The sequence below is a fragment of the Hoylesella nanceiensis DSM 19126 = JCM 15639 genome (assembly GCF_000379965.1).
In the GTDB taxonomy this organism is placed as follows: Bacteria; Bacteroidota; Bacteroidia; order Bacteroidales; family Bacteroidaceae; genus Prevotella; species Prevotella nanceiensis.
Genome location: NZ_KB904334.1, coordinates 37,123 through 52,971 on the forward strand (window position 1 = coordinate 37,123; position 15,849 = coordinate 52,971).

The window sequence follows — 15,849 nt, forward strand, 5'->3', positions numbered from 1 at the left end:
TCTATTTCAACTTAAAGCTAAAATGTTTTATATTCTTTTTGTTGAGTTCTGAATACTCCACTTCCATTCTATCTTTCTTCACTTCGCATAACAAATAGCTCATATTGCTATTCACTAACACTGGGAAGTGAATGTCGTTGGTTGCTTCTTGGAACTCATATCGGTGTAAGTGACCCGACAACATCACCGAAGCTTGCATATTGTTAAGCGTTGGAACCATTGTTTCTTTAAGATGATAGTATCCATGCCAAGAGCCAAATGCTGGTGGGATGTGTGAGAACACGATCAAAGGATATTTCTTATGGCGTTCTTCTTTAGCCAAGTTCTTTAGCCAAAGAGCTTCTCTTTCTCTATATTCGTCGAATGCTGCGATGTCACTATACTCCATATCGGTGTCGGGTTTGTCTTCTCCTGAATCTAAAAACAAGAAGTCTATGCCCGCAATATGTTGCAAACGATAATATTCATTGGTCTTTGTTGGGAAGTAATCTATCACATGATCGGCAAAAGATCCACGTGTTTCGTGGTTTCCACGATTAAATAATATGGGGATTTTTGTAGCGAACATAGAAACACAAGTATCGATATAAGCTCGCAAAACATTGTTAGGATCGCCCACCATGTTCGACATATCGCCATTTAAAAGCACAAAGTCTAACTTCGAAAAGTCTACATCTTTGCACAAATCTTTCATAAAAGCAGCTCGCTCATGAATATCATTTAAAACCAAGAAGCGCACGTCTCTGCGTTCAACAGGATAGGTTTTAAACTTATAAGGCTCTTTTTTATACACGATAGAAGCAGCAGTTTCGCCGTATGTAACCCAGTCACTCCAAGTCCAAGTGCGCATCTCTTTTGTGAAGATACGATAGCGATAAGGAGTATTTGGACGAAGATTCATCACCTTAACGCAATGTAATGTGTCGCTAACATTCTTCCTTCCACGAACGGTATCGAATACTTTTCGACGTTCTTTTCCATAAAAATGCATGCCATCTTCTTCTGCAATTTCCACCCAAGACATACCTGGTTTATCTGTAACCCACATAATTGTGACTGAAACTGAGTCCATATCGCAAATGTATGGGCCATGAGTTATCTTTATTGCAAAAGCATTCTGCATGCAAAAAAGCATGAAAAGGAATAGTATTTTTCTCATTGGTATAATGTATTGTTTAGTTTGTTGATTCATAATCGTTTATTGCACAGAAGACAATAGGACACAAAGCCCGTTTTAATCTCCGTTTATAAATAATACGCAAAAGTACTAAATTAGTACTATAAAAAAGTTATTTTTTATGTTAATATCCCACTTTCCCCTCTAACACCCCCTCAAACGCTATCAACTTTTTTAGGGATTTCCCTATATTATTTAAGGATTTCCCACCTAACTTTTTACTTTTTATTGTATAACTTTGCGGCATTAAATCATTAAAACGATAGGAATAACAGCCCCTAAGGTTGTTTCTTAATATAGAAAGGAACAAGAATTATGAAAAGATTAGTTATGAGTGTTGCAACTGCAGCATTACTTTTAAGTAGTTGTGGCGGTGCTCAAGGCACAGGAATGTATATTGGTGCTAACATGGGAGGAATGTTAGGAAGTGCTGTTGGCGGACTATTTGGCGGCATGAATGGTAGCAACATCGGTACAATTATAGGCGTTGCAGGTGGCGCAGCCGCTGGAGGTGCAATCGCAAAGAATAAAGCTGATCGTGCACAACAACGTCCATTCGATTCTTCTTACGAAGGAGTTGATGGCCTATACTCTAACTTCAATGGTTCAGATGTAGCCCTTTCATCAGACAACTCACTATCTTCTAATCTTGTAAATGCTTCATATAGCAACAATGATGATAGAATATATCCATTCGGAAGCACACAAGTTGCACAACCACAAGATTACAATACCACTCAAACTGTAACTGTTGGACAACTCGAAAGAAAAGCTCAACCACAGAATGAGCGTACAAGAGACATCGTAGAATTGCGCAATCCTCGTTTCCAAGACGATAATAATGATAATATATTGGTGAGAAATGAGATGGCAAAAGTTACATTTGAGATATTCAATAACGGTACAGAACCTTTATATAATGTAGACCCAATTGTTGAAGAAACAACAGGAAACAAGCACGTTTACATTTCTCCTACTTTGTCGGTACAACGCATCGACCCAGGAAAAGGTATCCGTTACACAGCTCTTGTCACAACAGACAAGTGGTTAAAGAATGGCAACATCACTCTAAAAGTATATGCACGACAAGGCGCACGCACTATCACTGCAATACAAGAGTTCAACATTCCTACTCGAAAGAAATAAGGAATAATAGCATAGCAGGTTGTTTTTGAAATGTTATAACAGAATACTTTGTATTCAATAAGGAGTTGAGAGTAATCTATTCTCAACTCCTTTCTTTTTTAATAATAAGTTATAAATAGCATGCTTTCTATTTTTTTTGTAACTTTGCACCCATTGTTTTGTAGCTAATAACTATTTGTTGGCGACACAATAAAATAAATATCTCATGAACAGAACATTTCAACAACAATTTAATTGGCAAGCCAAAATAGCCATTTTTCTAACAAGTGGATTCGCTTTTTATATGTTTTGGCAACAGAAAGCCCTTGTAGGAACGTTGTTTGCACTATTCACTCTCTTTATAATAAACTACATTATCAATAGCAGTTATACATTTAAAGCAATTGATAATCAACAGTTCTTAGAGATCAACCACGGACGTTTCTATCGCAAGAAAACTGTTTCTCTTGCACAAATCAACAACATATCGACCCATAAGATATGCTTTGGGCTCATCACTTCGCTCATTATTGAAACAGAAAACAAACAATATATTGGAATACAACCACAACAACCAGAATTATTTATCAATGAGTTTTATAAACGAAAGAATGCAAACAATAAAAATGATGACGAATAATAGTCGCCTCTACTCTGTCATTTTTATTTTATTCTTACTACCTCTTCATATCTTTGCCCAGATTGATAACGAGGTAAAAGACCAAAATGTAGAGACTTCGGAGCTTGATTCTGTATCGGCATCTACCATCTTTGAGGATAGCACGGCATTGCCTTGGCCACTCAATAAGCAAGAACAATTGCAGACACTACTTAACAACAAGATGTTTAAAACATCGCAAGTGGGATTGATGGTATATGATATTACAGCCGACTCAACAATCTTTCAATTCAATGAAAAGCAACTTTTGCGTCCAGCTTCAACCATGAAGCTCATCACTGCCATTGCTGCTTTAGACAAACTTGGCGGTGGTCATCAGTTTAAAACTTCGTTATGGAAAACGGGAAACATCGAAGACAGGGTGCTAAAAGGCAATGTTTATTGTGTAGGAGGATTCGATCCGATGTTTAACAACGATGATATGCACGCCTTTGTCAATGGTCTTAAAGAGTTAGAAATTGACACTATTGCGGGCTATATCTTTACAGACACATCGATGAAAGATGGAGATAAATGGGGAGAAGGCTGGTGTTGGGACGATGATAATCCCACGCTTACACCTTTATTGATAAGTGGTAAAGACCGATTTATGGAGCGTTTGATGCACCTTTTGCAAGAAGCTGGCATCACAGTAACGATGGGTTGGACCTCAGGCACAAAGCCTTACGAAGCCGTTCAGATTGAAAGTAGATTCCACACCATCGACCAAGTACTCATGAAGATGATGAAAGATAGTAACAATCTCTATGCCGAAGCTATGTTTTATCAATTGGCAAGCAGTGCAGGAAGGCGTCCTTCGTCGGCAAAAGATGCACGAACAGTGATTAAACAGCTAATCACTAAGTTGCAAAAAGACCCCAATAAATACAAAATTGCCGATGGTTCAGGACTATCTTTATATAATTATGTAAGTGCTGAACTTGAGGTTGAGTTCTTAAAGTATGCTTATAACAACAAAAACATATTCAGACATCTCGACCCTTCGCTTCCTTCTGCTGGCGTAGATGGCACTTTAAAGAAGAGAATGCAAGGCCAATACACTCGAAGTAACGTGCATGCTAAAACAGGAACACTCACTGGAATTAGTTCACTTGCTGGCTATTGCACTGCCTCAAACGGCCATTTCTTGTGCTTTGCCATCATCAATCAGGGATTAATTCACAACTCAAATGGACGTGCTTTTCAAAATAAAGTGTGCGAAATTCTATGCGCTCCGTAAATAAATATATAGTAATTATTTTTTCAACTCAATAAAAACCAAAGCAATATGAACGAAATTAAAAACTTAGTAGAACAGCTCATTGAGCTAACAGGCATTCATGGTGCAAGTGTTGTACCCATTCGTTATGCCCTATTCTTTATCATTGCGATATTCTTATCGTGGTTTTCTGGCTGGGCAGGATGGTACATTATTCGCCCTATTATACAAAAGATAAGTTCTAAAACGCCTACAGAATGGGACACTCTATTATTTAATGACACTGTTCTTCGCACGTTTTGCAAGCTCATTCCTGCTGTTGTTATCTGGAAATTGTTGCCTTTGGTGGTATTTCAACACGCCACTTTAAAAGACATAGTGGCTCGACTAACAGCTGTATATATATGTGTAATGGTGGTAAAATTATTGCTTGCCATCATCAAATCGGTTGAAACAAAGAAGACAAAGAAAGGCTCTAAAATGCAACTTTATGCCAAATCGTTCTTGGGAGTCGTTCGTATTGTCATATTCTTCTTGGCTGGAATTGTTATCATTGCTACCTTATTTAATAAGAACCCCTTAACGCTTCTTGCAGGATTGGGTGCTACTTCTGCCGTATTGATGTTGGTATTTCAAGACACCATACAAGGTCTTGTGGCTGGAATTCGCCTCAACAGCAACGAAATGGTACGCATTGGCGATTGGATTACCGTTCCTGGTACACCCGCAGATGGTATTGTTGAGGACGTAACTTTAACCACAGTAAAGGTTAGAAACTTTGATAATACAACCGCAACTGTCACTCCTATGGCTTTAGTTAACGGCTCTTTCCAAAACTGGAGAAGTATGGCTGCAGGCTCAGGACGCCGTGTTACACGACAAGTTTATTTCGATTTTAAAAGCATTGGCTTTGTTTCTGACGAGCAAAAGCAAGCTCTTATCTCGAAAGAACTATTCACTGAAGACGAACTAAAAGGCAATCACATCAACATTGCACTCTATCGTCAATACATCGAACGTTATCTTTCAAGCAGAAAGGACATTATTCCTGAAATGGGTTTATTGGTAAGAGAAGTAGAAGCCACACAATCTGGTTTGCCTTTGTGCTTCGTTTTCTTCATAAAGAACGATCCTGCAGTGCACTACGAGCACACTTTGGCAGAGATAGTGGAATGGTGTTATGCTATGGCTAACGAGTTTAAGTTAACCATTTATCAACAATTCCCCAACCAAAACGCATAAAGGTTCAACCCCTCTATAACTTAATAAAGACGCAGGTTCAACGAGCTTGCGTCTTTATTTTTATCTCACCTCTTTATAATAGCTATGCTTTTACACTGCAATAGCAATGCTTTTAGAGTGCAAACTCAATGCTTTTACATGCCGAAAGCTATCAAATTGTTTTGCAAGAAATAGCTCAACGCACAACGAAAGAATTTTTCTTATATTTTGATGTTTGAAATAAAAACTCTAATTTTGCGTTTAATATTTGCATTGAAGTATAACATTTAAGTAAAAAGAAGCACCCGTCCTACATACAAGGGCAGTTGCTTTTTTACATAAGTAAGATGAAGAAATATTTATTACAACTATTGATGATGATGCAATTGCTGGTGATGTGCTCACTAAATGCAATGGCACAAAAAGGCGATTCGGCAGTCAACACCCCCCAACAACCTGCCCCAACAGCACAAGTGGTAGACACTACGTTGGTGAAAGGACTCGAATCGATGGAAGACGACGACGCTATCAGTCAACCACAAACAGGTTTTCACAACGCACTTAAAACAAAGTTCATTGAGGGAAACGCTGGGTTTATGTCGTTGGTGGCATTGGCTTTGGTCTTAGGACTTGCCTTTTGCATTGAAAGAATCATTTTCCTCACTTTGTCAGAAATCAATGCAAAGAAGTTTATGGAAGAGCTTTCGGAAAACATTAGCTCTAAAAATTTAGATAAAGCGTTGCAACAATGTGATGCAACAAGAGGTCCTGTGGCTGCTATTTGCAAGGAAGGCGTTATGCGAATAGATCAACCTATCGAAGAAATAGAACGTTCTATCGTTTCGTATGGATCCGTGCAAACGGCCTATTTTGAGCGTGGTTGCTCGTGGATTCGCTTGTTTATTGCTATGGCTCCATCGTTAGGTTTCCTCGGAACTGTTATCGGAATGGTACTTGCTTTCGACCAAATACAAACCGCAGGCGATATAAGTCCAACCATTGTTGCATCTGGAATGAAGGTAGCTCTTATCACAACCATCTTCGGAATCATTGTAGCTTTGATCCTACAGTTATTCTATAACTACATCATCTCAAAGATAGACCACCTCACTTCGCAAATGGAAGAGTCGGTAATGACCCTTCTCGACGCTATAATGCAATATAAAACAAAGCATGAAAAAGAATAAATTGAAGATAAAAGACAACAAGCGATTAGCCAATATCAGTCTAAGAGTACTTTGTTTACTCACTTTGGTGATATTCTCGCTATTCTTTTTAGTTGGATACGATATGCCATCGCTAACTAAAGAGGGAATGGTTGAGCCTCTACTCACCAACACTCTCCTTGTCTTTACTTATATCGTTCTTTTCTTATCCATTGCTATTGCGGTATGGTCGCTCATCAAAGAGTTTTTACTTGGGGCACAACTGCCCAGCATTCAGAATGGAATTAAGGTGAAACTCATTCGAAATACCACCTTCATCAGCGTCCCTACTCTACTTATTCTATTCTTCTTATTAGGTTCTTCATCACCTTTGAAAGTGAATGGAATAGCTTTTAACAACGCATTTTGGTTGAAAGCAAGTGACATGTTCATTTCTGTTTCTATTTTGTTGCTACTTATTGGCATTGTTTGTGCAACATGGGGAACAATTAAAAGCTATAGAAGAGCATAAATGTTATTTAGAAGAAAGAAACAAGAAGTACCCGAACTGAACACTGTTTCAACAGCAGACATCTCGTTTATGCTGTTGATATTCTTTCTTGTAACTACCTCGATGAACCTCGATAAGGGCTTAAAAGGCAGAATACCACCTAAAGAAAAGAAGGAAAAACAAGAGCAAACGGAGGTGAACAAAACCTCGTTTATGTCGATAGAGCTATTGCCCAACAACCAAATAACACTAGAAGGCAAACCCATTGGTCTTGATTCTATCTCGTCGGTAGCCTCTCGTTTCATCTTGAAACACGCCAAAAAGCACGTCATATATATCCATTCGCACCCCGAAAGCAACTATAATAGCTACTTTAAACTACAAAATGCACTTGCTTTGGCTTATCAAAAAGCTCGCAACGAATTGTGTTTAAAGCGTTATAATTGCGAGTATGAATTGGCAGATGCAGGCGAACGTGAAGCAATTGCGCACGACTTGCCTCAACGAATTGTTGAAAATGCGTATGAAAACGACAAAGGAGGTGAGCAATGAGCATGTTTAAAAAGAAACAACACGATGTGCCTCAATTGAACACAGCATCGCTTCCCGACCTCATTTTCTCTGTGTTATTCTTCTTTATGATTGTAACACACATGCGAACAGACAACTCTAAGGTGCGCTATTCGCTGCCCAAAGGAATGTCGTTGGCGAACTTACACGAGAAGAAAGCATTATGCTCTATTTCAATTGGTAAGCTTTTAACGCCCAATGTGCCCCCTAACGAACAGCCAACTGTTATTGAAGTGAATGGCAAACCCGTTGCAAAAGAGCAATTGACAGAGGCTATTAAGGAGGCAAGAAAGCTGTTGAAGCAAGGCGACAAAAATCTTTTCACCGTATTAATAAAGGCAGATGAGCGCACGCCTATGCACGAAATTATGTTCATTAAAAAGGCTCTTCAAGAGGCAAAGGTCGACAATGTGTTTTATGTTGGGCAGTCAATGCGCCGCCAATAACCATCAACTACGACACAAGTTCAACTAAACCAAGCGGAAAAGTTGATGTAAAGAATTAAAAATAAATAAATTATCAGAGAGATAAAAAGACTAAAAAATATCATTAAATACACTTTATTTACCATCAAAACATTTTAAATACGCAAGAGATAACATGTAAGTGAAATGTTACTTTTTGATAGATATATGTTGAAAAAAGAACAAAAAAGTGCGTAATTATAACAAGAAAGCATTAAAAAGTTGGCAGTTTCTTTCTTTTATGTTATCTTTGCATCATTAAAAACACATAAATATGGGACATCATAGTTTAGATCATTTAGATAAAAAGATTCTTCAAATGGTGGCAGAAGATGCACGCATACCTTTCTTAGAGGTTGCTCGTGAGTGCAATGTAAGTGGTGCAGCCATCCATCAACGCATACAAAAGCTTATTAACTTGGGCGTTATCAAGGGTTCACAATTCATTATTGACCCTGAAAAGATTGGTTATGAGACCTGTGCTTTCATTGGTCTTAACTTAAAAGATCCAAGCGATTTCCGTACCGTTGTTGAGGGGTTGAAGAAGATTCCTGAAGTGGTTGAATGCCACTTTACATCTGGTGAGTTCGATATGTTTATTAAAATCTACGCATTTAACAATAAACATATGATGGATATCATTCACAATAAGATTCAACCTCTTAACCTAAGAGGAACTCACTCACTTATTTCTTATCACGCAGAAATAAACAGACAGCTTCCAAAAGAAGATATTCAAATTCCTCAAGGAAAGAAAAGTACAATCGAATAATGAACAATACTGAATGCTGTAGTGAAACAAAAACACTACAGCATTTTTGTTTTTATACTGCAAAGGCAGTTCAATTTCGGTATAAAAGCAAAAGAACAAGTCGCCAAAAGCATTGATATTTCTATATAAAAACAATGCTATTCGCTCGCAAAATCACTCCTATTTCAATATAATAGCAGTGCTTTATTCTCTAAAATAGGCATTTCTTCTCCCCCAAAGCCCCCAACAGCTCTATAAAAGCATAGAGTTTTTCGCTTAAAACATCTTTTTTCCCTCGAAAGACTATCCTATCTATCTTTTCAAAGCACTACTTTCAAATTGTAAGCAGTCTATTTTGAACAAGAAATATCTATTTTTTCGGTCTCAAAATGACAAAAAATTACATTCTTTTTTGCTGTTTGCGGTAACAAAAAGCTAAAAAAAATAAGAGCAATAAAAATTATATTTTTATTTTGGTGGTTATATAAATAACTCTTATCTTTGTCATAATTGTTAACCTTAAAAATATTAAGCCTATGAATGTAGATGAAGTATTGAGTCGTTTGGAACAAAAATATCCAGGCGAAAAAGAGTATCTACAAGCAGTAAAAGAAGTACTTGTATCTATCGAAGAAGTGTATAACGCTCATCCAGAGTTCGAAAAAGCGAAACTTATTGAACGACTGGTAGAGCCTGAAAGAATTATTACTTTCAGAGTACCGTGGGTAGACGACAAAGGAGAAGTGCATGTTAACACAGGCTACAGAGTGCAATTTAACAGCGCAATTGGCCCCTATAAAGGCGGACTTCGCTTCCATGCATCTGTAACACCGTCTATTTTGAAGTTCTTAGGGTTTGAACAAACCTTCAAGAATGCATTAACAACACTCCCAATGGGAGGCGGAAAAGGTGGCTCAGACTTCTCTCCTCGAGGCAAGAGCGATGCCGAAATAATGCGTTTCTGCCATGCTTTTATGTCGGAACTATACCATTATATCGGAGTTGACGAAGATGTTCCAGCTGGCGATATCGGTGTAGGAACACGTGAAATAGGCTATCTCTTTGGTATGTATAAAAAGCTAAAACATCAATGGGGAGGCGTTTTAACTGGTAAAGGTATTGAATGGGGTGGCTCAAAGATACGCCCTGAAGCTACAGGTTATGGCGCATTATACTTCGTGAATGAGATGTTGCAAACCAAAGGAATTGATATTGCAGGTAAAATAATAACAACAAGCGGTTTTGGTAACGTTACATGGGGCGTGATTAAGAAAGCAACTGAACTGGGAGCAAAGGTCGTTACGATTAGTGGTCCTGATGGTTTTATCTACGATCCCAATGGTATCAGCGGCGAAAAGATAGATTATCTATTAGAACTACGTTCTTCGGGCAATGACATTTGCAGTCCTTATGCCGACGAATTCGAAGGAGCACAGTTCTTTAAAGGCGAGAAACCATGGCGTATCCCTTGCGACATTGCATTGACATGCGCTACCCAAAACGAGCTAAATGAACACGATGCAGAACTTCTTTTACAACACAAACCATTGTGTGTAGCCGAAGTTTCAAATATGGGATGCACAGCCGAAGCTGTTGATCTCTTCTTAAAAGCTAACCAATTGTTTGCACCTGGTAAGGCAGTTAATGCTGGAGGTGTGGCAACATCGGGCTTAGAAATAACCCAAAACAACCTTCGTTTGCCTTGGAGTGAAAAAGAAGTGGATGAAAAACTACATTACATCATGCACTCTATTCACGAACAATGCGTTAAATATGGCACTGAAGCAAATGGCTATATCAATTATGTGAAGGGTGCAAACGTTGCTGGATTTATGAAAGTTGCTAACGCCATGATGGCGCAAGGCATAGTGTAGAATGAAAAACAAGTATAGTGCAAATAAACAAAAGAAACGTAATCATAATATGTATGATAATGCTTTGCCACCTGTGTTACGCACAACAACAGCGTGGCAAAGCTACCTTTTACTCTAAAAGGGCTACAGGTGCTCGCACTGCCAGTGGTGAGTTACTTCATCACGACAGTTTAACTTGTGCGCACCGAACCTATCCTTTTGGGTCGAAATTGCGTGTCATTAACCCCGCAAATGGTAAAGAAGTGGTGGTTAGGGTTACAGATAGAGGACCATTTGCACGTGGACGTATCATAGACTTATCATGGGGTGCTGCCAATATGTTAGATATCCTTTCAAAAGGGGTAGCTACTGTTATTGTGGAGCCTATCGAAATTGGCAAAATTCCATATCGTCCTAAAGATAAAATCGATCTTCCTGAAATTGATTTCGATGTATCTGATGCTGGATATAGCTTCATTCAACAATGGAATACGGAAACACCTAAAAAGGTAGAGGCGGCTTCTAAGCAGACAACGAAGGAGAAAACAACTCCTACAAAAACTAAAACAACAAATAAAGAAGAACACAACTCTACCCCAACAACAGACAAAGGTAAAGAAGAGAACAACAAACCTAAGTCGAACAAGTGGAGCAATGTGTTTGAAAAACTTAAGTTTTGGGACAACTAATAAGAAAACGAAATAGAACAAGAACAATGAAAAATCTTACTAAAAAACTAGCCCTATGCCTACTTTTCATCTCCATAGGGACTATTACTTATGCACAATCGTTATTTGTTGGTAGCTATAACATAAGATACAAAAACAACCATGACGCTAAAGCGGGATTCGTTTGGCAAAAGAGATGCCAGGTTATTTGCGACCAATTGAAATTTGAAAATCCTGATATCTTTGGTGCTCAGGAGGTATTGGTAGAGCAATTGCACGATATGTTGGAACAACTTCCCACCTATAATTATATAGGCGTGGGTAGAGACGACGGCAAAGAGGCTGGCGAATACGCTGCTATTTTCTATAATAAAAACGAGATTGAGAAACTAAAAGATGGCCATTTCTGGCTCGCAGAGAATCCTAAAAAGCCTAAATTGGGTTGGGACGCTGCTTGTATTCGTATCTGCACATGGGGCAAATTCAAGCAAAAAGCAACGGGATTTACGTTCTATTTCTTTAATCTTCACACCGACCATGTTGGCGTTATCGCACGTCGTGAGGCCGCAAAGTTGGTAATTAAAAAGATAAAAGAAATCGCAGGAGCCAAGTCTCCCGTTATTCTTACGGGTGACTTTAATGTCGATCAAAAAGATGAGACATACGACTTATTTGTTAATTCGGGCTTATTGAACGACTCATACACCATCGCTCAAAACAGATTTGCAGAGAATGGAACATTCAATGACTTTGATTCTGATACCAAAACGGATAGTAGAATCGACCATATTTTCTTGACCAAATCCTTTGAAGTTCAACGTTATGGAGTGCTCACCAATAGCTATTGGACAGAAGATACGGAATCGGAAGCAAGAAAAGGAAAAGATGCTCCACAACAAATCAACCTAAAACGATTTACAAGAAGAAATCCTTCAGACCATTATCCTGTATTTGCAAAGATCAAATGGGTGAAGAAATAAAAAGATGAGGCGTTTCAATCGAGAATATATAAAAGTATTGAAACGCCTCAATAAATATATCTCTTATTGAAGATATACACCTAAAAACACTTCTTTTATTTTGCTTTCAAGTAAAATTAAATTACCTTTGCAGATGCTAGTGTTGGCTCTTTAAGTACAATGTACTACTGCATTGAAACATTATAATAAAGTATGTGCATTCCATAACCTTTATGAGCATAAAACAGTTAGCTAGTTTTTAGATGGCGTTTATACAACATTGTGATGATTGAGAACGAAAATTTAAGATTATTAGACAAGATAACATTTCCTAAAGATTTGAGACAATTAAGTATTGAACAATTGCCTCAAGTGTGTAAGGAATTACGAGAAACCATAATAAATGAGCTCTCTGTTAATCCAGGACATCTCGCTTCGTCGTTAGGAACGGTAGAACTTACGGTGGCTTTACATTATGTTTTTGCCACACCTACTGACAGATTAGTGTGGGATGTGGGTCATCAAGCCTATGGACATAAGATACTTACAGGTAGAAAAGAGATCTTTTCGACTAATCGTAAGCTTAACGGAGTGCGCCCATTCCCATCTCCTTCTGAAAGCGAATACGACACTTTTGCATGCGGACATGCTTCGAACTCGATCTCAGCAGCATTAGGAATGGCTGTTGCAGCTAAGCGTTTGAACAAGAAAAATCAACATACTGTGGCTATTATTGGCGACGGATCTATGAGTGGCGGATTGGCTTTTGAAGGCTTGAACAACGTGTCTTCTACTCCAAATGACATGTTAATCATCTTAAATGATAACAACATGAGCATTGATAGAAGTGTTGGTGGAATGGAAAAGTATTTATTACAGCTCGATACTAACGAGACTTATAATAAAATAAGGTTCAAAGCTTCGCAATGGTTACATTCAAAAGGCTATCTAACAGATAAGCGCCGACAAATGATTATACGACTAAATAATGCTATTAAATCGGCATTAAGTAGTCAACAAAATGTCTTTGAAGGCATGAATATACGCTATTTTGGTCCCTTTGAAGGTCACGATGTAATTGAACTTGTTCATATGTTACGTCGCTTAAAAGACATGAAAGGTCCCAAGATGCTACACCTTCACACCATAAAAGGTAAGGGATATGCTCCTGCAGAAGAGCAAGCTACGGTGTGGCATGCACCTGGTAAGTTCGATCCTGCAACGGGAACGAGAATCGTTAGCGATGAAAGCAACACCCCACCACGTTATCAAGATGTCTTTGGAGAAACTCTTTTGGAACTTGCAAAGATGAATGATAAGATCGTAGGAGTGACTCCTGCGATGCCAACTGGTTGCTCTATGAATATCATGATGGGTGAAATGCCCGACCGAACATTCGACGTTGGAATTGCAGAAGGACACGCTGTGACTTTCTCTGCGGGTATGGCTAAAGACGGATTGATACCTTTCTGTAACATATATAGCGCCTTTGCGCAACGTGCTTACGATAATATTATTCACGACACAGCCCTTTTAAGTCTTCCTGTTATATTCTGTTTCGACCGTGCAGGCTTAGTAGGTGAAGACGGACCAACGCATCATGGCGTGTTTGATCTTGCGGCTTTACAACCTGTACCCAATCTTATTATCTCTTCTCCAATGGACGAATGTGAGCTAAGAAGATTGATGTACACTGCTCAACTGCCTAATCATGGTCCATTTGTGATACGCTATCCTCGTGGAAAGGGAACGCTCGTTGATTGGCGTTGCGCCCTTGAAGCTGTAGAAATAGGTAAAGGACGTTGTTTAACTGAGGGCGAAGACGTTGCCGTTATCACCTTAGGTCCATTAGGAAACGACGTTCAACAGATTATAAAGGAATTGAGTTCTGAAGGCAATAACATTAGTGTTGCCCATTACGACCTACGCTTTTTAAAGCCACTCGATGAGCAATTGCTGCACGAAGTGGGTAAAAAGTTCAAGCGAATTATCACCATTGAAGACGCAGTTAAAGATGGTGGAATGGGCAGTAGCATCACTTGTTGGATGAAAGACCATAACTACCATCCTACAATTGTAAGAATGGGAGTGCCCGATAGTTTCATAGAACATGGAACAGTTGATGAATTACGCAAGATTGCAGGATATGATAAGGCTGCAATAAAACAAGAAATTTTAGGTTAATATGAAGATTATCATTGTTGGAGTTTATGCCATTGGTACCCACTTGGCAGAGTTATTATCTCGTAATAACGAAGAAGTCGTATTAATAGACAATAATCCAGACAACCTTGTTCGTCTAGATAGAGACTTCGATTTACTTACTATTTGTGCAGAACCAACCAGCATTAAGGCCCTAAAAGATGCGGGTGCAGAACATGCCGACTTGCTTATTGCGGTTACTCCACAAGAAACTGTCAATATAAATATATGCGTATTGGCAAAGAACTTGGGGACAAAACGAACCGTTGCAAAGATAGATAGTTTAGAATATCTTAACGAAGGCATGGATAAATTCTTCAAACAAGTGGGCGTCGACTCACTTATTTATCCTGAAATGCTTGCTGCAAAGGACATTATATCAGGCCTAAAGATGAGTTGGGTGCGTCAACGTTGGGACATTCACAATGGTGCTTTGGTGATGCTTAGTATCAAATTGCGAGAAGGTTGCACCATATTGAATCAACCACTCAAAAGCATTAGCGAGCATAAAGAGCCTTATCACATTGTAGCCATACGTCGTGGAGATGAGACTATCGTTCCTGGTGGAGACGATGAACTAAAACTTTATGACCTTGTTTACTTCATGACCACCAAAAATTATATTCCCTATATTCGCAAAGTTGTAGGTAAAGAAGACTACGACGATGTGAAAAACGTTATGATTATGGGCGGAGGTAACACCTCAGTGCGTGTTGCTTCGACCCTACCAAGCTATATGTCGGCTAAAATTATCGAGTTAGACGAAGCGAGATGCGAAGAACTTAACGAGCTACTCGATAGCGACACGATGGTAATTAATGGCGACGGAAGAGACATTGGCTTGTTAAAAGAAGAAGGAATACGCAACACTCAAGCCTTTGTTGCAGTAACTCCCAATGTCGAAACCAATATTCTTGCTTGCTTAACTGCTAAAAGACTCGGTGTAAGAAAGACCGTTGCGCTGGTGGATAACATTGATTATATCAGTATGGCAGAGAGCCTTGACATCGGAACAATTGTGAATAAGAAGACCATTGCGGCAAGTGAAATCTACCAAATGATGCTCGATCCCAATGCGAACAACATGAGATTCATCATGACTTCGAATGCAGACATCGCAGAATTCAAGGTTCAAGAAGGTTCAAAAATCACCAAAAAGAAAGTCTACGAGCTTGGTTTACCAACCGGATTAACCTTAGGTGGACTTGTAAGAAACGGCGAAGGTATGCTTATTAGCGGTGGAACTCAGATTGAAGCAGGCGACATTGTGATGGTATTCTGTCACGATTTACGAATAACAAAGATAGAAAGATACTTTAATTAAGA

15 protein-coding genes are annotated in these 15,849 nt (G+C 38.8%); 14 read left to right on the top strand and 1 reads right to left on the bottom strand.

Annotated features, from left to right (window positions below; translation table 11 throughout):
• Position 1 precedes the first annotated feature (1 nt).
• Positions 2-1,159: a purple acid phosphatase family protein gene (locus A3GM_RS0109880; RefSeq protein WP_025830092.1), complete on the bottom strand. Its 1,158-nt coding sequence runs from the start codon at positions 1,157-1,159 to the stop codon at positions 2-4.
• A gap of 333 nt (positions 1,160-1,492) precedes the next feature.
• On the opposite strand from A3GM_RS0109880, the gene A3GM_RS0109885 reads away from it, so the two are divergent.
• The 14 genes from A3GM_RS0109885 (at position 1,493) to trkA (ending at position 15,847) form a co-directional block, all read left to right on the top strand.
• Positions 1,493-2,323, top strand: coding sequence for a hypothetical protein (locus tag A3GM_RS0109885; protein ID WP_025830091.1), 831 nt, complete (start codon positions 1,493-1,495; stop codon positions 2,321-2,323).
• A gap of 205 nt (positions 2,324-2,528) precedes the next feature.
• Positions 2,529-2,942, top strand: a complete 414-nt coding sequence (locus A3GM_RS0109890) for a PH domain-containing protein (RefSeq protein WP_018363211.1) — start codon at positions 2,529-2,531, stop codon at positions 2,940-2,942.
• Positions 2,932-4,200, top strand: coding sequence for a D-alanyl-D-alanine carboxypeptidase/D-alanyl-D-alanine endopeptidase (gene dacB / locus A3GM_RS0109895; RefSeq protein ID WP_018363212.1), 1,269 nt, complete (start codon positions 2,932-2,934; stop codon positions 4,198-4,200). Before A3GM_RS0109890 ends, dacB begins: the two co-directional genes overlap by 11 nt.
• Positions 4,201-4,248: 48 nt before the next feature.
• A complete protein-coding gene (locus A3GM_RS0109900; protein ID WP_018363213.1) occupies positions 4,249-5,421 on the top strand; it encodes a mechanosensitive ion channel family protein in 1,173 nt (390 codons plus the stop codon).
• Between the two features lie 326 nt (positions 5,422-5,747).
• Positions 5,748-6,587 carry a MotA/TolQ/ExbB proton channel family protein gene (locus A3GM_RS0109905; protein ID WP_026216188.1) on the top strand — a complete coding sequence of 280 codons (840 nt, stop codon included), beginning with the start codon at positions 5,748-5,750 and terminating at the stop codon, positions 6,585-6,587.
• Positions 6,574-7,077: a hypothetical protein gene (locus tag A3GM_RS0109910; RefSeq protein WP_018363215.1), complete on the top strand. Its 504-nt coding sequence runs from the start codon at positions 6,574-6,576 to the stop codon at positions 7,075-7,077. Before A3GM_RS0109905 ends, A3GM_RS0109910 begins: the two co-directional genes overlap by 14 nt.
• The gene (locus tag A3GM_RS0109915; protein WP_018363216.1) at positions 7,078-7,608 is read left to right on the top strand and encodes an ExbD/TolR family protein; all 531 of its coding nucleotides are present in this window, start codon (positions 7,078-7,080) and stop codon (positions 7,606-7,608) included.
• A complete protein-coding gene (locus tag A3GM_RS0109920) occupies positions 7,605-8,072 on the top strand; it encodes an ExbD/TolR family protein (RefSeq protein WP_018363217.1) in 468 nt (155 codons plus the stop codon). The genes A3GM_RS0109915 and A3GM_RS0109920 overlap by 4 nt, the downstream gene beginning before the upstream one ends.
• Before the next feature lie 292 nt (positions 8,073-8,364).
• A complete protein-coding gene (locus tag A3GM_RS0109925) occupies positions 8,365-8,862 on the top strand; it encodes an Lrp/AsnC family transcriptional regulator (RefSeq protein ID WP_018363218.1) in 498 nt (165 codons plus the stop codon).
• Positions 8,863-9,377: 515 nt separating this feature from the next.
• Positions 9,378-10,715 carry an NADP-specific glutamate dehydrogenase gene (gene gdhA / locus A3GM_RS0109930; protein WP_018363219.1) on the top strand — a complete coding sequence of 446 codons (1,338 nt, stop codon included), beginning with the start codon at positions 9,378-9,380 and terminating at the stop codon, positions 10,713-10,715.
• Positions 10,716-10,768: 53 nt separating this feature from the next.
• Positions 10,769-11,383: a septal ring lytic transglycosylase RlpA family protein gene (locus A3GM_RS0109935; protein ID WP_018363220.1), complete on the top strand. Its 615-nt coding sequence runs from the start codon at positions 10,769-10,771 to the stop codon at positions 11,381-11,383.
• 26 nt (positions 11,384-11,409) lie between these two features.
• Positions 11,410-12,342 carry an endonuclease/exonuclease/phosphatase family protein gene (locus tag A3GM_RS0109940; protein ID WP_018363221.1) on the top strand — a complete coding sequence of 311 codons (933 nt, stop codon included), beginning with the start codon at positions 11,410-11,412 and terminating at the stop codon, positions 12,340-12,342.
• A gap of 264 nt (positions 12,343-12,606) precedes the next feature.
• Positions 12,607-14,505, top strand: coding sequence for a 1-deoxy-D-xylulose-5-phosphate synthase (gene dxs, locus A3GM_RS0109945; RefSeq protein WP_018363222.1), 1,899 nt, complete (start codon positions 12,607-12,609; stop codon positions 14,503-14,505).
• 1 nt (position 14,506) lies between these two features.
• Positions 14,507-15,847 carry a Trk system potassium transporter TrkA gene (gene trkA / locus A3GM_RS0109950; RefSeq protein WP_018363223.1) on the top strand — a complete coding sequence of 447 codons (1,341 nt, stop codon included), beginning with the start codon at positions 14,507-14,509 and terminating at the stop codon, positions 15,845-15,847.
• Positions 15,848-15,849: the final 2 nt, after the last annotated feature.